The organism is Acidocella aluminiidurans, assembly GCF_055383125.1.
Window position 1 is genome coordinate 1,096,890 of record NZ_AP031589.1, and the last position, 21,058, is coordinate 1,117,947.

Consider the following 21,058-nt stretch of genomic DNA (forward strand, 5'->3'; position numbering starts at 1 on the left):
CCTTGAACCCAACCACACAATGGGACATTCACCAGGGCGGGTTTAGGGGGCCAGAGCTCACTAAATGATAAATGAGAGACAGGTTCACAAGCTGACGTGACGCGCAAACATCTTCTTTGGGCCGCCCCGCTGGCATTGCTGGTGGCGCTGGGGGCCGCGTTGCTGGCGCTGCCCAGCTTTGTCGCGGCGCCGGCGCACCGGATGGCGGTGGAGGCCTTCGCCTCGCGCCTGACCGGGCGGGATGTGCATATCAGCGGCAAGCTCTCCCTGTCCTATTTCCCGCAGCCCGAGATCACCGCCACCGGCATCACCATTTCCGGGCCGGATAAGGAGGTGATCACCGCGCATGCGCTGTCGCTGGATCTGGCGCTGGCGCCGCTGCTGCAAGGCCAGCTCGCCGCCCGCACGCTGGATCTGGACACCCCCAACATCACCTTCCCCTGGCCGCTGCCCGGCGGCATCAGCGCCATTGCCCCGCCGCCCTGGCTGGCGGCGCTGCACGCCCATATCCATAATGGCCGGATCAATTTCGGCGCCGCCGATTTCACCGATGTCAATGCCGATCTGTTCACCGGCTCCGGCGGCAGCGTCAGCGTTTCGGGCAATGGCAAGCTGCAGACGCATGATGTCTCGCTGAGCCTCGCCGTTGGCGAGACCGAGGCGGACGGCGCGGCGCAGATCGCGCTGCGCGGCGCGCTGGGCGGGGCCAGCGCGAATTTCACCGGGGCGCTGAACGCGCGCAGCGAGCTGACCGGGCAGCTGAACCTGGCCCTGCCCGGCCATGCCAGCGTCAGCGCCCGGATCAGCGCCGACGCGAACGGCATCAGCGCCGAGGATATCAGCGCCAGCCAGGACAAGATGGCGCTGCGCGGCACCGCGCGGCTGGCCTTCGCGCCGCTGGGGCTGCGGGCGGATCTGACCGGCCAGGGGCTGGATCTCGACCAGCTGACGCGGCTGACACCGCTCTGGCCCAATGGGCTGGCGACCGAGCTGCATCTCGATGCCGCGAATGTGGGTCTGGCCGGCAGGCGCTTCCCGGCCTTGCGGGCGACGCTGAAGACCGGACCCGCCGGCAGCGCCGTCTCCGGCCTCACGCTGGGTCTGCCCGGCGGCGCCAGCCTGAGCGGCGAGCTGAGCGTCTCGCCCAACCAGAGCCTGTCCGGCAGGCTGAGCCTCGCCGCGCCCGACCTGACGGCGCTGGCAAGCGGGCTGGGGCTGCCGGCCGTGCCCGGCTGGACGAGTGCCAGCCTGCAGGCGCAGCTGGGCGGCAGCCGCGACGCGCCGGACCTCACCGACATCACCGGCACGCTGGGGCCGGACCATGTCGACGGCCGGGTGATCCTTTCCACCGGGCATGCCGCCTTCCGGCTTGCCTTCGACCAGCTCGACCTCGCATCGCTGGCGGCGTGGCTGGCGCAGCGCCCGCTGGGCGGCGGCGTCAGCGTCTCCGGCGAACTCACCGCCGCCCATGCGGTGGCCGGGCCGCTGAAGCTCAGCAACTTGTTCATCGACGCGGTGATGGGCGCGCAGCTCGATATCCGCCGCGCCACCGCCTCGCTCTATGGCGGCATCGCCAATGGCAGCGTGACGCTGGACCGCGACTTCAAGGTGACCTCCGCGCATGCGGTGCTGGATCTGCCATCCGCCGCCCCGCTCGCCGCCCTGCTGCCGCAGGATGTGAAGCTGCCGGCGGAGCTGCTGCGCCCGCATCTCAGCCTGGTGCTGGCCGCCGCCGGGCCGCCCAACGCGCTGGCGACCAGCGCCGTCGCCACGCTGGGGGAATTCACCCTCACCGCCGCGCCGGTGATCGACCTGACCAAGCCCAGCGCCAGCGGCGCGCTCTCGCTGCGCCACCCGGACGCGATCGCGGCGCTGAAGCTGCTCGGGCTGGGAGGCGGCTGCTCGCGCATGGCGCCGCTGCCGGGCTATCCGTTCCAGGGCGGCAGCCAGCCTTGCAGCGCCGGGGTGAACGATCCCGGCCTCGCCTTCCCCGGCCCCGGCGCGCTGGCGCTGCGCGCGCGGTTTTCCGCCGCCCCCGGCAGCGAAGGGCTGAATGATTTCGTGCTCAGCGCCGGGCAGCTGACCGCCGCCGGCCAGATCATGCTGGCCCAAGGCAAGTCCGGCGGCAAGCTCAGCGGCCAGATCGATGCCGGCACGCTGGCCTTGCCGCCGCTGCCCGCCAGCCTGCAGATGCCCGGCAGCCTGCCGGTGAGCGGGCAGATCGCGCTGAAGGCGGACCAGGTGCTTTATGCCGGCACGCCGGTCTTCGGCGCCGCCGCCGGCACGCTTTCCTTCGCGCCGGATCAGGCGAGCCTGACGCTGGATGATGCCGCCATCGGCAACGGCAAGCTCTCCGGCAGCGCCACGCTGAAGCTCGACCCCAAAGCGCCGCCGGCGCTGAGCGCGAAATTCCTCGCGGACGGCATCGATGCCGGGGCGCTGAGCCTGCCGCAGAGTTTCCCGCTGAATCTGACCAGCGGCCAGCTGAGCGCCACCGCGAGCCTGACCGCCAGCGGCTATAGCGCGAAAACCTGGGCGGCGACGCTGGGCGGCAGCGCCACCATCACCGCCAGCAACGGCACGCTGAGCGGGCTCTCACTGCCGGACCTCGCCAGCGCGCTGACCACGACGCCGCGCCCGGCGCTGAGCAAGAGCCTGTCGGGCGGGACGACGCCGTTCGCCACGCTGAATTTGGCGGCGACGATCGCGCAGGGCAATTGCACCCTGACCCAGGCGCAGCTCACCGGCCCTGGCGGCACGCTGACGGGCAGCGGCAATATCGATCTGTTCGAATCGACACTGGCGCTGAAGCTGGACGCCACCCCGGCGGTGAAGCCGCCGCTGACACTGAGCCTGCGTCTCTCCGGCCCATGGGGCAAGCCGAGGCGTGATTATGATCTGAAGGACGCCCCCGGCTGGAAGCCGGCAAACTAAAGCACCTGGAAGCCGGCAAGCTAAGGCACCTGGAAGCCGGCAAACTGAGGCAAAGAAAAACCCCTTCCGCATCGCGGAAAGGGTTTCGGGTGTCGCAACGCCCCGGCCTCGGGTCGCAAAAGTTTTTTGGTGCCGCTTTTTTTCAAAAAAGCGGCGAAGACCGTGGGGGCCGTTTTACCGCCCCCTCAAAAACTCTTCCGCTTAGCGCTCGTCGTCGCCGCCTTCGGTCTGCACGTCGATATCGGCGTCGATGTCGGAGGTGTCGTCCTCCATGTCGTCCGCATCTTCCAGGATGTCGTCATCGTCCGCGTCGTCGGGCACTTCCACATCCACGTCATCCCCGTCGATCGCCGGCTTGACGATTTTCTTCTGCTCATCCGGCAGCGGCGCGGCGCGCTTCAGGCGCGGCTGCTCGGCCGGCTGCTCGGTGCCGCATTTCGGGCAAACGGCCGGCGCCTTGCAGAGATCGAAGAAGCGCGCGCCGCAGGACACGCAGGTATGTTTTTCGCCAAGCTCAGGTTTTGCCATGTCAAACCTCGGATGAAGGGGCCGTATCAATCAGGGGCGGGGCGATGCCATGCCATCGCTTCTATGTCAAACACCATCAGCCGTGCTAAGCGCGCGCGCATGGATCAGTCATCACCCCGTCCCCAAATCTCCCGCCGCCCGGCGGGCGCGCTCACTGGCCGCCTGCATGTTCCGGGCGATAAATCCATCAGCCACCGCGCTCTGATGTTCGGCGCGCTGGCCGTCGGCCAGACCCGCATCACCGGGCTGCTGGAAGGCGAGGACGTGCTGCGCACCGCCGCCGCGATGCGCGCCTTGGGCGCGGAGATCACCCGCGAGGGGGCGGACTGGCTGGTCAGCGGGCGCGGCATTGGCGGGCTGGTGGAGCCGAAGGATGTGCTGGATATGGGCAATTCCGGCACCGCGGCGCGGCTGCTGGCCGGCATCCTCTCCACCCATCCGCTCTACGCGGTGATGACCGGCGATGCCTCGCTGCGCACCCGGCCGATGAGCCGGGTGACCGTGCCGCTGGCGCAGACCGGGGCGCAGTTTTTCGCGCGTGAGGGCGGGCGGCTGCCGCTGACGATTCTCGGCGCGCGCGATCCGATGCCCCTCACCTACCGGCTGCCGGTGGCCTCGGCCCAGGTGAAATCCGCCGTGCTGCTGGCCGGGCTGAATGCGCCGGGCTTCACCGAGGTGGAGGAGCCGGAACCGACCCGCGACCATTCCGAAAACATGCTGCGGCATTTCGGCGCCGAAGTGACCGTAACCCAAGCCGGGGCCGGCCGGCATATCCGGCTGAAGGGCCAGCCGGAGCTGCGCGCCGCCGATGTCGCGGTGCCGGGTGATCCCTCCTCCGCCGCCTTCCCCGTCGCCGCCGCCTTGCTGGTGCCGGGCAGTGCGGTGACCATCGCCAATGTCGGCCTCAACCCGCTGCGCACCGGGCTGTTCCTGACGCTGCGCGAGATGGGGGCGAAGCTGGTGGTGGAGAATCAGCGTCTGCAGGGCGGCGAGCCGGTGGGCGACCTCACCGCGCATTTCTCCGCCCTGCGCCCGGTGGATGTGCCGCCGGAGCGGGCGCCGAGCATGATCGACGAGTACCCGGTGCTGGCGGTGCTCTGCGCGGCGGCCAACGGCACCTCGCGCCTGCGCGGCCTGGCCGAGCTGCGGGTGAAGGAGAGCGACCGCCTCGCCGCCACCGCCGCTTTGCTGCGGGTGAACGGGGTGAATGTCGAGATCGAGGGCGATGATCTGCTGGTGCACGGCACCGGCGAGATCCCCGGCGGCGGTCTGGTGGAGACGCATATGGATCACCGTCTGGCGATGTCGGCCCTGGTGATGGGCCAGGCCGCGCGCGAGCCGGTGCGGATTGACGATGCCAGCTTCATCGACACCTCCTTCCCCGCCTTCCTGAAGCTGATGCGCGGCCTGGGCGCTGAGATGGTGGCCGCGTGATCATCATCGCCATCGACGGCCCCGCCGCCGCCGGCAAGGGCACGCTGGCCAAGCGCCTGGCGAAGACGCTGAAGCTGCCTTACCTGGATACCGGCCTGCTCTACCGCGCCACCGCCAAGCGTGTGCTGGAGAGCGGGGGCGACCCAACCAACGAGCTGGACGCCATCGCCGCCGCCTGGGAGCTGAGCGAGGCCGACACCGCGCGCGGCGATCTGCGCGATGCCGCCACCTCCAAGGCGGCCAGCCAGGTCGCGGGCATTCCGGCGGTGCGCGAGGCGCTGCTGGCCTATCAGCGCTCCTACGGCAACACCAAGGGCGCGGTGCTGGATGGGCGCGATATCGGCACGGTGATTTTCCCGCAGGCGGATGTGAAGCTCTATATCACCGCCAGCGTCGAGGCGCGGGCGAAGCGCCGGCACGCGGAGTTTCTGGCCCGGGGCGAGAGCGTGGCGCTGGAACAGGTGATCGCGGATGTGGCGGCGCGCGATGCGGCGGATAGCAGCCGGGCGACGGCGCCGCTGCTGCCGGCGGAAGATGCCGTGCATATCGACACGACGGCGCTGAACGCGGACGAGGCGTTTGCGGCGGCGCTCAGCGTCGTGCAGCAGAAAACCGGAATAAAATAAAAGTTTTTGGGGGTACGGGGGCTTTTTGAAAAAAGCCCCCGTTTCTTCTTGGGGTGTTTTTGAAAAAACACCCCAAACCCCCAAAAACTTTTGTGACTTCAGGCCGGTGCCTTAGAACATCAAGCTAAAAGCTTGATGCTCTAAGTTTTGTTTTAGCGAGCAATTTCATGTGTTTATTTTGACGCTGGCGCGTCAACCTAAACACATATTGCTCTAGGCGCCGGCTTGGGTGACGAACTTGGTGACCAGATAAGGCTCCAGACCCTCGGCGCCGCCTTCGGAGCCATAGCCGGAATCCTTCACACCGCCGAACGGGGTTTCCGGCATGGCCAGGCCGTTATGGTTGATCGTCACCATGCCGGCTTCGATATCCGCGCCCAGCGCCGCCGCCTGACGGGTATTGCGGGTGAAGGCGTAGGAGGCCAGGCCATATTCCAGGCGGTTCGCCTCGGCCACCACCTCGTCATAGGTGCTGAAGGGCATGAACGCCGCCAGCGGGCCGAACGGCTCCTCATTCATCACCTTGGCCTCCAGCGTGACATCGGTCAGCACCGTCGGCTCGAAGAAATAGCCCTTATTGCCGGCGCGCTTGCCGCCGGTGCGCAGTTTCGCGCCCTTGGAAACGGCGTCGGCGATGATGCTCTCCATCGCGCTGACACGGCGATCATTGGCGAGCGGGCCCATCGTCGTGCCCTCATCCAAGCCATTACCCAGCTTGATCGCCTGCACCTTGCCGATGAATTTTTCCAGGAACGGCTCATAGGCGCCCTGCTGGATCAGGAAGCGGGTCGGCGCCACGCAGACCTGGCCGGCATTGCGGAACTTGGCGGCGGCCAGCACCGTGGCGGCCTGGTCGAGATCCGCATCGTCGAACACGATCGCCGGGGCATGGCCGCCCAGCTCCATGGTCACGCGCTTCATATGCTTGCCGGCCAGAGCCGCCAGATGCTTGCCAACCGCGGTGGAGCCGGTGAAGGAAATTTTCCTCACGGTCGGGTGCGGGATCAGATGTTCGGAGATCTCCGCCGGCACGCCGAAGACGATCTGCACCACGCCGGTCGGCACGCCGGCATCCACATAGGCGCGCACCAGCTCGGCACAGCTGGCCGGGGTTTCCTCCGGGCCCTTCAGAATGAAGGCGCAGCCCGCCGCCAGCGCCGCGGAAATTTTGCGCACCGCCTGGCTGACCGGGAAATTCCACGGGGTGAAGCCGGCAACCACGCCCACCGGCTCACGCACGGAAAGCTGGTACACGCCGGGGGCGCGGGCGGGGATGACGCGGCCATAGGCGCGGCGGCCTTCCTCGGCGAACCAGTCGATCACATCCGCCGAAACCGTCAGCTCGGTCTTGGCTTCCACCAGCGGCTTGCCCTGCTCCTGGGTCATCAGCTTGGCGATTTCAGGCGTGCGCTCGCGCAGAATTTCCGCCGCCTTGCGCAGAATTTTGCCGCGCTCGAAAGCCGAGGTCTTGCGCCACACGGCAAAGCCCTTGGCCGCCCAGTCCAGCGCCTCGTCCAGATCCGCCTTGCTGGCATGGGCCAGCTTGCCGATCACCTCTTCGGTCGCCGGGTTCAGAATCTCGAGGGTCTTGTTGCCCTCCGCCGCGCGCCATTTGCCGCCGATATGCAGCAATACGTCCTGATACATTCTCGCTCCTCCGGAGTTGTAAACAAACCCGGACCGCATATGGCGGCCCGGGGCTTGGATTTCATCGCTGGATTTTGAAAACCTGCCTCCCGGCAGAGTTTTACGGGTTCAGTTTTCCTTCACCAGCTTGCGCATGATGTCGGTCATCTCATTGATCTGCTCGGCCGTGGCGGCGAAGGGCGGGGCCAGCACCAGGCTGTCCCCGGCGGAGCGCAGCACCAGCCCCTGCTCGAACGCCTTGCAGAGGATCTTGAAGCCGCGCTCGCCCGGCTTGCCCTGCGGCGCCAGCTCGACCGCGCCGAGCAGCCCATAGCCGCGCGTATCCACCACCCCATCCATGCCCTTGAAGCTGCCGATCTGCTCCAGAAAGGCCGGGGCCAGGGATTTCACCCGGTCGAACGTGCCTTCCTCGCGATAGATCTTCAGCGTCGCCAGGCCGGCGGCGCAGGCGGCGGGATGGGCGGAGTAGGTATAGCCGTGGAACAGCTCGATGCTGTTCTCCGGTGAGGATTCGAAGATCGCCTGCTGCACCTCATCCTTCACCGCCACCGCCGCCATCGGGATGGAGCCGTTGGTCAGCGCCTTGGCCATGGTGATGATATCCGGGGTGACGCCGAAGGTCTGTGAGGCGAAGGCCTCGCCGGTGCGCCCGAAGCCGGTGATCACCTCATCGAAGATCAGCAGGATGCCATGCTTGGTGCAAAGCTCGCGCAGGCGCTTCAGATAGCCCTTCGGTGGCACCAGAATGCCGGTGGAGCCGGCGATCGGCTCGACGATGCAGGCGGCGATGGTGTCCGCCCCGTGCAGATTGACGAAACGCTCCAGATCATCAGCGAGATCGGCGCCATGCGTGCCCTCGCCCATCTCGAACATGTTTTCCTGGATGCGGGTGTGGCGCAGATGCGAAACACCCGGCAGCCCGGTGCCGAAGGCCTTGCGGTTGGCGACCATGCCGCCGACCGACATGCCGCCGAGATTGACGCCATGATAGCCGCGCTCACGACCGATGAAGCGCACACGCTGCGCCTCACCGCGGGCGCGGTGATAGGCCAGCGCCATTTTCAGCGCGGTATCGGCGGCCTCGGAGCCGGAACCGGCGAAGAAGACGCGGTTGATGCCATCGGGGAGCAGCTGCGCCACCTCGGTGGCGAGGCGGAAGGCGGTCGGCACGCCATATTGGAAAGGCGGCGCGTAATCCAGCTCCTCCATCTGCTTGGCCACCGCCTCGCGGATCTCGCGCCGCCCATGGCCGAGCGGGATGCAATAGAGGCCCGAGGAGCCATCCAGCAGTTTTTCCCCACGCGTATTATAATAATAAACACCCTCGGCCCGGGCGATGAGGCGCGGCTGCTCCTGGAACTGCCGGTTCGCGGTGAAGGGCATCCAGTGATGGATAAGGGGGACGTTGCTTGGGCGGGTCGCGGCGCTCATTGCCAATCACTCCGGTAGATTTGCAGCCAGTTTACAATTTTAAACAGCCTTGCAAAGCGTTTTCTTCCGCCCCGGGGACCGCCAGGCATGAGAAAAAGACGCGGCGGCCATGCATTTGTAAGTTGTCGGCTTTATTGCTCTGGTACAGATTAACAACGCACGGTTTTGTTACTTTTTTTACGTTGCACGCAGACTTAGAAAGCCAGAAACGAGGCTATATCTATTTGGAAAATCTTATTTCTGCGACAGACGCGTGGCAATGATCGATAGTTTAGCTGGCAGCCGCGCCGTGGCCACCCCAGGGGAGGTGTCGCGGCTGATCGAGGCGGGGCATGTATTGATCGTCGCCGGAGAGGAGACAGCGCTGTCCCAGCTGCCGGCGGGGCGATGGATCGGCGGGACCACCGCCTGGTTCCTGCTGCCAGACGGGGTGGGGCCCGCGCAGGGGCGGCTGGTTTATGCCGACCTCACCGGCATCGCCCGGCATGCCGCTTTATTCGCCTTCGACGAGACGGAGCTGCCGCATCTCAGCACCTTCTATCCGCCGCACGGCTTCGCGGTGCTGCTGCTGCCCGGGCGCAGCGCCTTGCTGGAACGCGTCGCCCCCGGCATGCTGGATTGGGACGGCTTGTATAATGCGCCGCTGACCGGCTGGGTGAGCGGCGTGGCGCTGGAGGCGCTGGGGCAAAGCACGCCGAAGATCTTCTGCGGCAATGGCACGCCATATGATGACCGCGCGGCGCTGATGTATGTCACCTTGCCGAACGAGCTTTACCCAGAGCTGAACGTGGTCAACCCGTTCGGCGTCGGGGCTGGCCCGGGCATCGTGTTTTCGGATCGCGGCTATGCCAGCGCCGGGCCGTGCCGGATTGGCGGCGAGACGATGCGGCTGCGCGCGTTCCTCGACCAGGCCATGGCCGATCCGGGGTTGCCGCTGATCGCCGACCGGGACGGCGCGCTGACCAACAACACCATCCTCAACCCCGGCGCGGCGCAGGAGGCGGTCGAGTTTCTCTGCCCGCTCGAACCCGGCCTGATGTACCGCTTCGCCGAGCCGCTGCCGGCCTATGAGGCCGCCTTTGCCCGCGCCGCGCGCGATATCGATCTGGCCGGCGCCGTGCTGTCCGCCTTATGTATCGGCAGCCTGCGGCATCTGACGGACGAGATGCGCCGCCACCTGCCGGCGGTCGCGCCGGTGACGTTCGGGCAGATCGGCTACACGGTTTTGACACAGACCCTGACCTGCCTGAATATCCACCGCCTCGATGAACCGGCGGCGCAATCCAAATGACAGACGAGACAGCCTATAAGATTTTGACCGCGCCGCAATTCGCGGCGTTGCGGGCGGGCTGCTTCGAGGGCGCGCCGGTGGATGTGGCGGATGGCTACATCCATCTCTCCACGGCGGCGCAGCTGGATGAGACGCTGGCGAAGCATTTTGCCGGGCAGGAGGGGCTGGTGATTGCCGCGGTGGCGCTGGCGCCGCTGGGCGACGCGCTGCGCTGGGAGGTTTCACGCGGCGGCGCGCTGTTTCCGCATTTTTATGGCCGGTTGGAGATGCGCCATGTCAGCGCCCACGTGGCGCTGAGGCGCGACGCGCAAGGGCGGGCGGTGCTGCCTTGAAGCGTCGGGGCTTTTTGTAAAAAGCCCCCATCATTCAGGCCGGGCGCTTCATGTCGAAACGGCTTTCAGGGCGGATTTCCGCGTAGGCGGAGGGGCCGCCGGCGCGCAGGATGATACCTGCGTTGAAAGTGTCGAACACGCCGTCTTTCAGCAGGCTCTGGTCGATATGCACGGCGACGACCTCGCCCAGCACCAGGAAGGCGCCGCTGGGCACGCCGGATGCGGATTTCAGCGTGACGATCTCGGAGAGTTTGCACTCGAAATTCACCATGGCGGCGGCGACCATTGGCGGTGCCACCAGCTTCGCCGGGGCTTTTTCCAGCTTCGCCAGGGTGAATTCATCGGTGCCGTAGGGCACGCCAGCGCAGCTCTCATTCATCTGCTCGGCCAAGGCACGGTTGGCGAGGTTCCAGACGAATTCGCCGGTTTCCTCGATATTGCGCAGGCTGTCCTTGCGGGTGGTACTGGAGAAGCCGATGATCGGCGGGGTGTAGCAGAAGGCGTTGAAGAAGCTGTAAGGCGCGAGATTGACGCTGCCATCCGCGCCTTTGGTGGACACCCAGCCGATGGGGCGCGGTCCGACGATGGCATTGAACGGATCATGCGCCAGCCCATGGCCGGCCTTCGGTTCATAAAAATGCTTCACGCGCCTCTCCCTTTAAAAACCAAAAGTTTTTTGGTGCCGCTTTTTTTCAAAAAAGCGGCGAAGGACGTGGGGACTTTTTGAAAAAAGTCCCCACCCCTCCGGCGGCTTTCCAACGCTGCTCACGCAGCGTCGGAACCTTTGCCGCCTACGCCCTCCAAAAACTTTTATCACTCAGGCTCTGCTGTGATGATCACCTGAGCATAAGCGTAGGGATACTCATCGGTCAGCGTGAGGAAAATGCTGGGCTTCATGCCGGGGGGCGTCAAGGCCTGCAAACGCGCCAGCGCGTCGCCATGCAGCTCCATCATCGGCTGGCCGGAGGGCAGATTGACCACCCGCAGATCCGACATGAACACGCCGCGCGAAAACCCGGTGCCGAGCGCCTTGGCGCAGGCCTCCTTGGCGGCGAAGCGCTTGGCGTAGCTGGGGGCGCGGAAATGCGGCCGGCGCTCGCTGCGCTTGCGCTCGAGCTCGGAGAACACCCGCAGCGTGAAGCGCTCGCCATGCTTTTCCAGCACCTGCTCGATGCGGCGGATATCGCAGATATCCGAACCCAGACCGATGATCATCAGTTGCGCGCCCGTTCCACCTGGGCAATGCCGGACGCCGCCCGCAGCCCCGCCACCACCTGGTTGAGATGGCGGGTGTCGCGCACCTCGACATCCACCAGCGCCTCGAAAAAATCCTGCTGGCGATGCACGATTTTCAGATTGGAGATGGCCCCCTCCTGCTTCGCCACCGCATTGGTGAGCGAGGCCAGGGCGCCGGGGCTGTTGCTGGCGATCACACTCACCCGGCCGGTGAAATTGCGCGCCCGCGCCTCCATCCGGCTCAGCGCCTCCTCGTTCCAGTCGACATCGATGAAGCGCTCGGGCGTGGCGTTGAATTGGTCGAGCTGGGCGCAATCCTTGGCATGGATGGTGATCGGCTTGCCGGTGGTGACGATGCCGACGATCTTGTCGCCCGGCAGCGGGTGGCAGCAGCCAGCATAATGCACATCCATCCCGGCGACGAGGCCGGTGATCGGGCTGCCGGCATCGCCGCGCGTGGTGGTGCGCGGCGACCGGGCGGTGAGCGCGCCGCCCATGAAGGCCGGCATCATGCGCGGGGCGCGCACTTCCTTCAGCTCCGGATAGGCGGCGTGGACCACATCCTTCGGCCCGATCAGCCCCGTCGCCACCGCGACATAGAGATCATCCACACTCGCCTGTTTCAGCGTTTTGGCAACCGGCTCCAGCACTTTTTCGGACCCGTCGACGCCGTCCTGGCGGAAGGCCTTCATCAGCAGCGACTTGCCGGAATCCCGATGCTGGTCGCGCATCTGCTGGGCGAGGAAGCGGCGGATGCGCGCGCGCGCCTTGCCGGTGGTGACGAAGCGTTCCCAGGCCGGGCTCGGCGTGCCGCCGCGCGCGGTAAGGATTTCCACCTGGTCGCCATTCTGCAGCTCATAGCGCAGCGGCATCAGCTTGCCGTTGATCCGCGCGCCGACACAGCTATCGCCGATCTGGCTGTGCACGGCGTAGGCGAAATCGACCGAGGTGGCGCCCCTGGGCAGCTGGATCAGCTGGCCCTTCGGCGTGAAGCAGAACACCTGGTCCTGATAGAGCTCGAGCTTGGTGTTTTCCAGAAACTCGTCCGGTGCGGCGGAGTTTTCGAGAATTTCCAGCAGGTCCTTGACCCAGCCGAACTGCTTGACGTCGGCGGCGGAGGCGTCGCTCTGTTTATAGAGCCAATGCGCGGCGACACCGGCTTCCGCCACCGCCTGCATGTCCGGCGTGCGGATCTGGATTTCGATCTTCTGGTTGCGCGGCTGGCGCAGCGTGACACCTGTGTGCAGCGACTGATAGCCATTGCTCTTCGGCGTGGAGATATAATCCTTGAACCGCCCGGCGATCACCGGATAGGCGGCATGGATGGCGCCCAGCGCCACATAGCATTCCGCGCGCGAAGGCACGATGATGCGAAACGCCATGATGTCCGAGAGCTGCTCGAAGCTGACATTCTGCCGCTTCATTTTCTGCCAGATGGAGAACGGCGATTTCTCGCGGCCGGAGAGTTCCACCACGCTCACCCCGGCCTCCTTGCAGACGCGGGTAAGCTCCTGGCGGACTTCTTCAATAACATCCGCCCCCTGCCCGCGCAGATAATTCAGGCGGGTCTGGATGGTATCGTAGGCTTCGGGTTCGATCTCGGCGAAAGAGCGGTTTTGCAGCTCGGTCTTCACCGCCTCCATGCCGATGCGCTCGGCCAGGGGGGCGTAGATATCCATGGTTTCGCGGGCGATGCGCACGCGCCGATGCGCGGCCGAGACCGCGCCCAGCGTGCGCATATTATGCAGCCGGTCCGCGAGCTTGACGATCAGCACGCGGATATCCTTGCTCATCGCCAGCACCAGCTTGCGGAAATTCTCCGCCTGCTTGGTCCGGTCCGATTGCAGCTCCAGCCTTGTCAGCTTGGTGACGCCATCCACCAGCGCCGCCACCTCGGCGCCGAAGCGCTTCTGCAGCTCCGCCAGCGTTATGCTGGTATCCTCCACCGTGTCATGCAGAAGAGCGGTGATGATGGAGGCGGCGTCCAGCTTGTAGCTCGCCAGAATCCCCGCCACCGCCAGCGGGTGCGTCACATAGGGCTCGCCATTATCGCGCTTCTGGTCGGCATGGGCCAGTTCGGCGACGCCGTAGGCCTCGTCGATCAGCGCCGGATCGGCCTTGGAATCATAAGCGGCGATCCGCGACAGCAATCCCGCGAGTTCGGGATGAAAGCTGGGCGAAGCGCCGCTGAGCCCCTCAGGGGCGCGGACCAGGCTCAAACGCCAGCAGCCTGTCCGCAGCATGGTATTAGCGGCGCGAGGATTTGCCGCCGAGCTCCGCCTCGATCGCGGCCTGGATATCCTCGGCGGACATGATGTCCTCGCCCTCGGCGGCCATGGCGGCGGCCTCTTCCTCGGCGGAGACATCCTGCAGGCCGAAGATGTTCTGATCGGTCGGGATCAGATCCATCACCTCTTCATCCACCGGCTCCGGCTCGGGCACGCGCGAGAGGGACTTGATCAGATCCTGCTCCAGATGCGGCAGTTCGACGGTCTCGTCGGCGATCTCGCGCAGCGCCACCACCGGGTTCTTGTCATTGTCCCGGTCAATGGTCAGCTGCTCGCCGCGGCTGATATTGCGGGCACGCTGCGCCGCGAGCAGAACCAGCTCAAAGCGGTTCGGCACCTTCAAAACGCAGTCTTCGACAGTTACGCGGGCCATACGGGGTACGCTCCAAGGCAGAAAATGAAAGAGTGCCTTACCGCAGGCGCGGCAGGGAGGCAAGGTCAATCGGATTATACGGACGGCTCGGCATGCCAGGGTTCGATCTGCTGCGGGGGAAGCTCGGCCAGCAAGGTGGTGACGCTGCGCTTGAACACAGGATGGCGCCAGGAGGAGTTCACATCCAGCAGCGGGCGCAGCACGAAGGCACGCAGATGCATCCTAGGATGCGGCAATATCGGGTCCGGCGCGGTCCGGATCTGGCCGGCAATGTCAATGATATCAAGGTCCAAGGTGCGCGCCGCATTAGGCACCGAGCGCACCCGGCCGAATTGCGTTTCGATCTCCTGCAGCTGACGCAGCAAAACCGCCGGGTCGACCTCGCCGCTCATGCGGATGACGCCATTGCAGTAATCCGGCTGGCTGGAGGCTGGGATCGCGGCACTCCGGTACCATGTCGATAAAGCCACGAACGACAAGCCGGGAATCGTCCGAACCTCTGCCGCCGCCGCCGCGCAGAGCTGCAAGGGCGAGCGCCCATCCTCGGCCGGAAGATTGGCGCCGATCGCAATCAGGATCATGGACTGACGAGGGTCAACGCGGCTAAACTCCCTAAATGGGCACTCGAATGGCGTGCTTTCCTAACATTTATACTATATTTGTGCACCCCCTATAACCCCGGCGAACGGGAAGGAATTTGATGTGAGATTTTCAGACCAGGAGCGGACGGCTTTATTCATCGATGGCGCCAATCTCTACGCGGCGACCCGTAGCCTCGGATTTGAGATCGACTACCGCAAATTGTTAGATTTCTTTGAAGGAAAGTCGAATTTGTTACGGGCCTATTATTACTCGGCCTTGCTGGAAACGGAAGAATATTCGCCCCTCAAACCTTTGACCGACTGGCTGGCCTATAATGGCTATGCGCTGGTGACCAAGCCGGCCAAGGAATTCACGGATGCGCTGGGCCGGCGGCGGATCAAGGGAAATATGGATATCGAGCTGGCGATCGACATGCTGGAGCTGGCAAGCTCGCTCGACCATGCGGTTTTGTTCTCCGGCGATTCGGATTTCCGCCGGCTGGTGGAGGCGGTGCAGCGCAAGGGGGTAAGGGTGACGGTGGTTTCCTCCATCCGCACCAGCCCGCCAATGATCGCCGATGAGCTGCGCCGGCAGGCCGACCAGTTCATCGAATTGTCGGACATCGTGCAGCATTTCGCCCGCCGCCCGCAGGAGCCCCGTGCGCGCGGCGAGCGCGAGGATGAGCCGTGAGCGCGATGCCGCCGCATCTGCCGGGGCGCGACTGCCCTCTCTGCCCCCGGCTGGTCGCTTATCGGGAAGAATATCGGGGGCTGCATCCGGACTGGTTCAACGCCCCGGTGCCGAGCTTTGGCCCGCTTGCGGCGCGGCTTCTGGTCGTTGGCCAGGCGCCGGGCGTGAATGGCGCCAACCGCACCGGCCGGCCTTTCACCGGCGATGTGGCGGGGCGGCTGCTCTACCCGGTGCTGGGCAAGTTCGGCTTCGCCAAGGGCGTGTTCAAGGAGCGGCCGGATGACGGGCTGAGCCTGGTGGATTGCCGGGTGACCAACGCGGTGCGCTGCGCCCCGCCCCAGCATAGGCTGGAAACCTCGGACAAAAATCATTGCCTGCCTTATCTCGCCGCCGAGATCGCGGCCATGCCGAAGCTGCGCGTGCTGCTGGCGATCGGCCAGAAGGCGCATGAATCGATCCTGCAGGGTCTGAAGCTGAAGCCGGGCGCCTATAAATTCCGCCATGGCGCGCAGCACGCGCTGCCCGGCGGGCTGGTGCTGGCGGATAGTTTCCACACCTCGCAATATAATGTGAATACCGGGCGCATCACCGAGGCGATGTTCGAGGAGATCGTCGCCGGCATCAGGGCTTTGCTAGGTCAATAAAAATTGGGGGCTTTTCTCAAGCAGCCCCCATAACCTCATCTATTTCTCAACAACCTGGCCTTGTCGCGCTGCCAGTCGCGCTCGGCGGCGGCGTGGCGCTTATCGGCCTTCTGCTTACCCTCGGCGATGCCGATGGTCACCTTGGCCAGGCCGCGATCATTGAAGAACACGTCCAGCGGCACCAGGGTCTGGCGCTCGCGGGCGATGGCGTGGAAGAGCTGGCGGCGCTGGTTGCGCTTGACCAGCAGCTTGCGCGCCCCGCGCGTCTCGAACCGCGACAGCACCCCGCCCTGATATTCAGGGATATACATATTGAACAGATAAAGCTCGCCGTCGCGCTCGCCGGCCCAGGCCTCGGTGAGCTGGGCGCGGCCCAGCCGCAGCGATTTCACCTCCACCCCGCGCAGCACGATCCCCGCCTCCAGCGTGGAGAGGATTTTGTAGTCATGCCGCGCCTTGCGGTTCTGCGCGGCGATGCCGTGCGAGATGAAGGGGTTGGTTTTCTTCTCTTTGCTCAATTGCGTCTCAGTTCAGCAGGCCAACATCCCGCATCACCGCCTGCATGCGCTGCGCTGTCGCCGCGGACACCGGGGCCAGCGGCAGGCGCACATGGTTGGCGCCATAGCCCAGCAGCGAGGCGGCATATTTCACCGGGCCGGGATTGCTCTCGGCGAACATCGCATCATGCAGCGGCACCAGGCGGTTCTGGATCTCCATCGCCGCCTTGAAATCGCCCTTGGCCCAGGCATCATGCATCTGCGCGCACAGGCGCGGGGCGATATTGGCGGTCACCGAGATGCAGCCATGCCCGCCCGAGGCCATGAAGGCCAGGATGGTATGGTCCTCGCCGGAGAACTGCACGAAATCCGGCCCGCAGGCGCGCGCGGTGTGCAGCGGCCGGGTCAGGTTGGCGGTGGCGTCCTTCACCCCGACGATGTTCTTGATCTGCGCCAGACGCGCCATCGTCTCCACCGACATGTCGATCACCGAGCGGCCGGGGATATTATAGATGAACACCGGCAGCGCCATCGATTCGGCGATGGCCTTGAAATGCTGATACAGCCCTTCCTGGGTCGGCTTGTTGTAATAAGGGGTGACGACCAGGATCGCATCCGCCCCGGCCTGCGCGGCATGGCGGGCCAGGCCGATCGCCTCGGCGGTGGAATTGGAGCCGGCACCGGCCATCACCGGCACCCTTCCCTTGGCGGTTTTCACCGCCAGCTCGACCACGCGTTTATGCTCATCATGGCTCAGCGTCGGGGATTCGCCGGTGGTGCCGACGGGCACGATGCCGTCAGTGCCCTCGGCGATCTGCCACTCGATGAGGCGCATATAGGCCTCTTCGTCGATGCGCCCATCCTCGTGCATCGGAGTCACGAGGGCGGTGAATGAGCCGTGAAACATTGCTGGTCCTTGGAAGGCGTTTGGTGAAGGCGTTTTGTCAGTTCATTCACCTAATCGCCTCCGCGGGCCGGGGCAAGCGCGCAGCGGTAAGGTTTGGCCCGCGCTGCCAGCGCTGCTAGATAGGCCACATGAAGTTTCTGGCTGCCTTGCCTCTGCTCCTGATGCCGGCCTGCGCGCTGGCGCAAACCGCCGCCAGCCCGCAAATCATGGAAGATGTCCATGCGGGCAATTTCTCCCAGGCGGACCAGCTGGCGGCCGCCACCGGCGACCCGCTGGTGGAAAAGATCGTCACCTTCTTCCGCATGACCTCCTCGGGCGGCGCCAGCGCGGATGAGATCGCCGCCTTCATCAAGCAGAATCCGGACTGGCCCGAGCAAGGGCTGCTGGCCCTGCGCGAGGCGCAGGCATCGGGGCTTTATCAACCCGCCGCGCCGGAGATGACACCGGATTTCATCACCCAGGTGGAGGCCTTGCACGAGGCCGGGCAGGACCAGCAGGCGGCAGCGCTCTGGCAGGCGCAGGGCAAGAGCGCCATGGCCGCCGCCGATGCCGGGCAGCAGCTGATGTTCTGGCCGGCCCAGAACAGCCTCGCCCGCGCTTTGCTGCAGGAAAACGACGCCAAGGACGCGTATCAGGTGGTCATCGCGGTCGACCCGCCGATTGCCGGCAGCACGGCGCGCGAGCAGATCGCCGACCGGGACTTCCTGGCCGGCTTCATCCTGCTGCGCTTCCTCAACCAGCCGCAGGAAGCCGCGACCTGGTTCCAGAACCTCGCCTCCTCCTCCACCGCCGTCATCACCCAGGCGCGGGCCTATTACTGGCTGGGGCGCAGCGAGAGCGGGACGCAGGCGGCGCAGGATTACGCCCGCGCGGCGAATTACCCCACCACCTTCTATGGCCAGCTCGCCTCCATCGCGCTGGGCGAGAGCCCGCAGCAGCTGGCGGCCCGGATCAAAGCCGTGCCGGAGCCCAGCTTCACCATGCAGGATGCGCTGGATTTCGGCCTGGGCGAGCTGCCCCGCGCCGGCGTGCTGCTGATGCAGATGGGCGATGCGCATGACGCCGCCATCTTCCTCACCCGCGCCGGGCAGACGGCGGTGGATGACCGCAACCGCATGCTGGCGGCGCGGCTGGCGCTGGCGCTGGGCTTTCCGCAATCCTCCGTCGCCATCGCCCGGCTGGCGGGGATTTCCGGGCAGATGCTGGTGCGCGAGGGCTGGCCGATCCCCTATCAGCCCCCCGCCTCTGCCCTGCCGCCCGCGGTCTCGCTCGGCATCATGCGCCAGGAGAGCAGCTTCAACCCCAGCGTGGTCTCCGGCGCCGGGGCAATCGGGCTGATGCAGCTGCTGCCCTCCACCGCCCGCCTCACCGGACGGCGCTACGGCCTGCCCGCCGATAACCTGTTCGACCCCAGCCAGAACATGGCGCTGGGGCGGCCTATCTGAGCCAGGAGGTGAATAATTTCGGCACCTGCCTGCCGCTGGCCATCGCCGCCTATAATGCCGGGCCGGGCAATGTCGCGCGCTGGCTGGGCGAGAATGGCGATCCGGAGCTGGGCAGCCAGCCGGGCGGGGCGAATATGCTGGACTGGCTGGAACTGATCCCCTTCAACGAGACCCGCAATTACGTGCAGCGCGTCTCCGAGAACATCACCATCTATGGCGCGCTGCTGAATGGTGAGGCGATCTCGCCGGTGGCGAAATGGCTGACCCAGAAATGAACCTGTCCCGCTTCCTGGCCTCGGGCTTCGGCTCTGGTCTGGCGCCGAAGGCACCCGGCACATTCGGTTCACTGGCCGGCCTCGCCATTGGCTGCGCGCTGCTCCAGGCCGGGCATCTGGCCCTGCTGGCCGGCATTGTCGTGGCAACCGGCATCGGGCTGCTGGCGATCAAGCGGATGCCGGAAGCCGCCAGCGATCCGGGCTGGATCGTCATCGACGAAATCGCCGGGCAGATGATCCCGCTGCTGGCGCTCTATGAGGTGACGATCTGGGGCGCGCTGATCGCGTTCGGGCTGTTCCGGCTGTTCGATATCTGGAAGCCCGGCCCCGTCGCCTGGGCGGATCGGCGCAAGGACGAATACGGCATCATGGGCGACGATATCATCGCCGGGCTGATGGCCTGGCTGGTGATGCTGGCGCTGCATCTGGTCTCGCCGCTGTGAGCGCCGCCGCGCTGGTCGCCCTCTACCGCCAAAGAGGGCTACGCCTGGCCACGGCCGAGAGCTGCACCGGCGGGCTGGTGGCGGGGGCGATCACCGCCATCCCGGGCTCGTCCGCCGTGTTCACCCATGGCTTCGTCACCTACGCCAATGCGGCGAAAACCCAGATGCTGGGGGTGCCTGACGCGATGCTGGCGGCCAGTGGCGCGGTCTCCGCGCCGGTGGCCCGGGCCATGGCGGAGGGCGCGCGGAGGCTGGCGGATGCGGATTACGCCGTCTCCGTCACCGGCATCGCCGGGCCGGATGGCGGCAGCATCGAAAAGCCCGTGGGCACGGTGTGGTTCGGCATTGCGGGCCGTTCCGGCAGCATCGCCCAGCATCAGCGCTTCCATGGCGATCGCGACGAGATCCGCGCCCAGGCGGTGGCCTTCGCCATCGCGCTGCTGGCGCAGGCAGGAGAGTTGAAACATGAGCAAAACGCTTAGCGCCTGGGACAAGGCGAAGTGCCAGCAGCGCAAAATGACCATGGTCACCGCCTATGACGTCACCGCCGCCAGGCTGGCCGAGGCCGCCGGGGTGGATGCGCTCCTGGTGGGCGATTCGCTGGGCATGATGGTCGGCGGCGAGGCGGATACGCTGCGCGTCAGCCTGGAGCAGATGCTCTACCACACCGAAATCGTCGCCCGCGCGGCAACCAATACGCTGGTGATGGCGGATCTGCCCTTCGGCAGCTTCGAGGAAAGCCCCGCCCAGGCCTTCGCCGCCTGCGCGAAACTGCTGAAAGCCGGCGCGCAGATCGTGAAGCTGGAAGGCGGGGCGCCGATGGTCGAGACCGTCGCCTTTCTCTCGCGGCGCGCCGTGCCGGTCTGCGCCCATATCGGCCTCACCCCGCAGCATGTCCGCCAGATGGGCGGCTTCAAACGCCAGGGCAAAACCCCAGAAGCCGCCGCGCAACTGCTGGAAGACGCCCTCGCCCTGGAAGATGCCGGCGCGCGCATGGTGCTGATGGAAGCCATCCCGGCCGAACTCGCCGCCGATATCACCGCCAAGCTGCGCGTCCCCACCATCGGCATCGGCGCCGGCCCTGGCACAGACGGCCAGGTGCTCGTCTTCCACGACATACTCGGCCTCACCCCCGGCCGCGCCCCCGCCTTCGCCAAACGCTACCTGGACGGCGCCAGCCTCATCACCAACGCCCTGGCCGAATATGTCCGGGAGGTCCGGGAGTCCCAGTTTCCGGCGTAAGGGGTGGGTTCGGGGTGTAACCCAAGGGGGACGCTGTCCCCCTTGACCCCCTGCAAAGGGCCGAGAGGCCCTTTGATCCCACCATATTCGGTTCAAAAAAGAGGGGGGCCTAAAAGGCCCCCCTCTTTTTTGAACCGGGTGGGTTCCAAGGGCCTTCCGGCCCTTGGCGGGGGTCAGGGGGCAGAGCCCCCTGGGTCACGCCCGGAACCAGCC

Annotated in this window: 20 protein-coding genes and 1 pseudogene; 11 read left to right on the forward strand and 10 right to left on the reverse strand. The window is 66.0% G+C overall.

Features of this window, described 5'->3' with window-relative positions; genetic code table 11:
- The first annotated feature begins 96 nt into the window (after positions 1-96).
- Positions 97-2,934 carry an AsmA family protein gene (locus tag ACZ46S_RS05630; protein WP_464063680.1) on the forward strand — a complete coding sequence of 946 codons (2,838 nt, stop codon included), beginning with the start codon at positions 97-99 and terminating at the stop codon, positions 2,932-2,934.
- A gap of 201 nt (positions 2,935-3,135) precedes the next feature.
- Here ACZ46S_RS05630 and ACZ46S_RS05635 read toward each other — a convergent pair whose 3' ends face one another.
- Positions 3,136-3,462, reverse strand: coding sequence for an FYDLN acid domain-containing protein (locus ACZ46S_RS05635; protein WP_464063681.1), 327 nt, complete (start codon positions 3,460-3,462; stop codon positions 3,136-3,138).
- Between the two features lie 99 nt (positions 3,463-3,561).
- Here ACZ46S_RS05635 and aroA point away from each other — a divergent pair, with 99 nt between their 5' ends.
- Together aroA and cmk are read left to right on the forward strand one after the other, a co-directional pair.
- Entirely contained in the window at positions 3,562-4,896 is a 1,335-nt protein-coding gene (gene aroA / locus ACZ46S_RS05640) for a 3-phosphoshikimate 1-carboxyvinyltransferase (RefSeq protein WP_464063682.1), read from the forward strand.
- Positions 4,893-5,522, forward strand: a complete 630-nt coding sequence (gene cmk / locus ACZ46S_RS05645; RefSeq protein ID WP_295743215.1) for a (d)CMP kinase — start codon at positions 4,893-4,895, stop codon at positions 5,520-5,522. Before aroA ends, cmk begins: the two co-directional genes overlap by 4 nt.
- Before the next feature lie 213 nt (positions 5,523-5,735).
- Here the strand turns inward: cmk and ACZ46S_RS05650 are convergent, their stop codons facing one another.
- Positions 5,736-7,169 (reverse strand): NAD-dependent succinate-semialdehyde dehydrogenase, encoded by a 1,434-nt coding sequence (locus ACZ46S_RS05650; protein ID WP_464063683.1) that lies wholly within the window; start codon positions 7,167-7,169, stop codon positions 5,736-5,738.
- Positions 7,170-7,277: 108 nt separating this feature from the next.
- Positions 7,278-8,600, reverse strand: a complete 1,323-nt coding sequence (gene aptA / locus ACZ46S_RS05655) for an omega-aminotransferase AptA (RefSeq protein WP_295740581.1) — start codon at positions 8,598-8,600, stop codon at positions 7,278-7,280.
- 259 nt (positions 8,601-8,859) lie between these two features.
- Here aptA and ACZ46S_RS05660 point away from each other — a divergent pair, with 259 nt between their 5' ends.
- Together ACZ46S_RS05660 and ACZ46S_RS05665 are read left to right on the forward strand one after the other, a co-directional pair.
- Entirely contained in the window at positions 8,860-9,891 is a 1,032-nt protein-coding gene (locus ACZ46S_RS05660; protein ID WP_464063684.1) for a DUF6976 family protein, read from the forward strand.
- On the forward strand, positions 9,888-10,223 hold the full coding sequence (locus tag ACZ46S_RS05665) for a DUF952 domain-containing protein (protein ID WP_464063685.1): 336 nt from the start codon (positions 9,888-9,890) through the stop codon (positions 10,221-10,223). The genes ACZ46S_RS05660 and ACZ46S_RS05665 overlap by 4 nt, the downstream gene beginning before the upstream one ends.
- Positions 10,224-10,257: 34 nt before the next feature.
- Here the strand turns inward: ACZ46S_RS05665 and ACZ46S_RS05670 are convergent, their stop codons facing one another.
- From ACZ46S_RS05670 to folK, 5 genes are all read right to left on the reverse strand, one after another.
- Positions 10,258-10,869: a flavin reductase family protein gene (locus ACZ46S_RS05670; RefSeq protein ID WP_464063686.1), complete on the reverse strand. Its 612-nt coding sequence runs from the start codon at positions 10,867-10,869 to the stop codon at positions 10,258-10,260.
- A 167-nt stretch (positions 10,870-11,036) separates the two neighbouring features.
- A complete protein-coding gene (gene acpS, locus ACZ46S_RS05675; protein WP_464063687.1) occupies positions 11,037-11,438 on the reverse strand; it encodes a holo-ACP synthase in 402 nt (133 codons plus the stop codon).
- Positions 11,438-13,702, reverse strand: coding sequence for a RelA/SpoT family protein (locus ACZ46S_RS05680; protein WP_464063688.1), 2,265 nt, complete (start codon positions 13,700-13,702; stop codon positions 11,438-11,440). Before ACZ46S_RS05680 ends, acpS begins: the two co-directional genes overlap by 1 nt.
- 4 nt (positions 13,703-13,706) lie before the next feature.
- On the reverse strand, positions 13,707-14,120 hold the full coding sequence (gene rpoZ, locus ACZ46S_RS05685; RefSeq protein WP_026439432.1) for a DNA-directed RNA polymerase subunit omega: 414 nt from the start codon (positions 14,118-14,120) through the stop codon (positions 13,707-13,709).
- 74 nt (positions 14,121-14,194) lie between these two features.
- On the reverse strand, positions 14,195-14,701 hold the full coding sequence (folK, locus tag ACZ46S_RS05690; protein WP_295740568.1) for a 2-amino-4-hydroxy-6-hydroxymethyldihydropteridine diphosphokinase: 507 nt from the start codon (positions 14,699-14,701) through the stop codon (positions 14,195-14,197).
- A 121-nt stretch (positions 14,702-14,822) separates the two neighbouring features.
- On the opposite strand from folK, the gene ACZ46S_RS05695 reads away from it, so the two are divergent.
- Together ACZ46S_RS05695 and ACZ46S_RS05700 are read left to right on the forward strand one after the other, a co-directional pair.
- Entirely contained in the window at positions 14,823-15,392 is a 570-nt protein-coding gene (locus tag ACZ46S_RS05695) for a LabA-like NYN domain-containing protein (RefSeq protein ID WP_008493577.1), read from the forward strand.
- A gap of 5 nt (positions 15,393-15,397) precedes the next feature.
- Positions 15,398-16,036 (forward strand): uracil-DNA glycosylase, encoded by a 639-nt coding sequence (locus ACZ46S_RS05700; RefSeq protein ID WP_464064264.1) that lies wholly within the window; start codon positions 15,398-15,400, stop codon positions 16,034-16,036.
- Between the two features lie 35 nt (positions 16,037-16,071).
- Here the strand turns inward: ACZ46S_RS05700 and smpB are convergent, their stop codons facing one another.
- Both smpB and dapA read right to left on the reverse strand, forming a co-directional pair.
- Positions 16,072-16,554 (reverse strand): SsrA-binding protein SmpB, encoded by a 483-nt coding sequence (gene smpB, locus ACZ46S_RS05705; protein WP_295740564.1) that lies wholly within the window; start codon positions 16,552-16,554, stop codon positions 16,072-16,074.
- 7 nt (positions 16,555-16,561) lie between these two features.
- Positions 16,562-17,440, reverse strand: coding sequence for a 4-hydroxy-tetrahydrodipicolinate synthase (gene dapA, locus ACZ46S_RS05710; RefSeq protein WP_295740562.1), 879 nt, complete (start codon positions 17,438-17,440; stop codon positions 16,562-16,564).
- Between the two features lie 1,277 nt (positions 17,441-18,717).
- Between dapA and ACZ46S_RS05715 the strand changes: the two are divergent.
- The 4 genes and pseudogenes from ACZ46S_RS05715 (at position 18,718) to panB (ending at position 20,845) form a co-directional block, all read left to right on the forward strand.
- Positions 18,718-19,160 (forward strand): annotated as a pseudogene (locus ACZ46S_RS05715) (lytic transglycosylase domain-containing protein).
- Positions 19,142-19,603, forward strand: coding sequence for a phosphatidylglycerophosphatase A family protein (locus ACZ46S_RS05720; protein WP_464063689.1), 462 nt, complete (start codon positions 19,142-19,144; stop codon positions 19,601-19,603). Before ACZ46S_RS05715 ends, ACZ46S_RS05720 begins: the two are co-directional and overlap by 19 nt.
- Complete coding sequence (locus tag ACZ46S_RS05725) at positions 19,600-20,085, forward strand: CinA family protein (RefSeq protein WP_464063690.1); 486 nt, start codon at positions 19,600-19,602, stop codon at positions 20,083-20,085. The genes ACZ46S_RS05720 and ACZ46S_RS05725 overlap by 4 nt, the downstream gene beginning before the upstream one ends.
- Positions 20,069-20,845, forward strand: a complete 777-nt coding sequence (gene panB, locus ACZ46S_RS05730) for a 3-methyl-2-oxobutanoate hydroxymethyltransferase (RefSeq protein WP_464063691.1) — start codon at positions 20,069-20,071, stop codon at positions 20,843-20,845. Before ACZ46S_RS05725 ends, panB begins: the two co-directional genes overlap by 17 nt.
- The last annotated feature ends 213 nt before the right edge of the window (positions 20,846-21,058 follow it).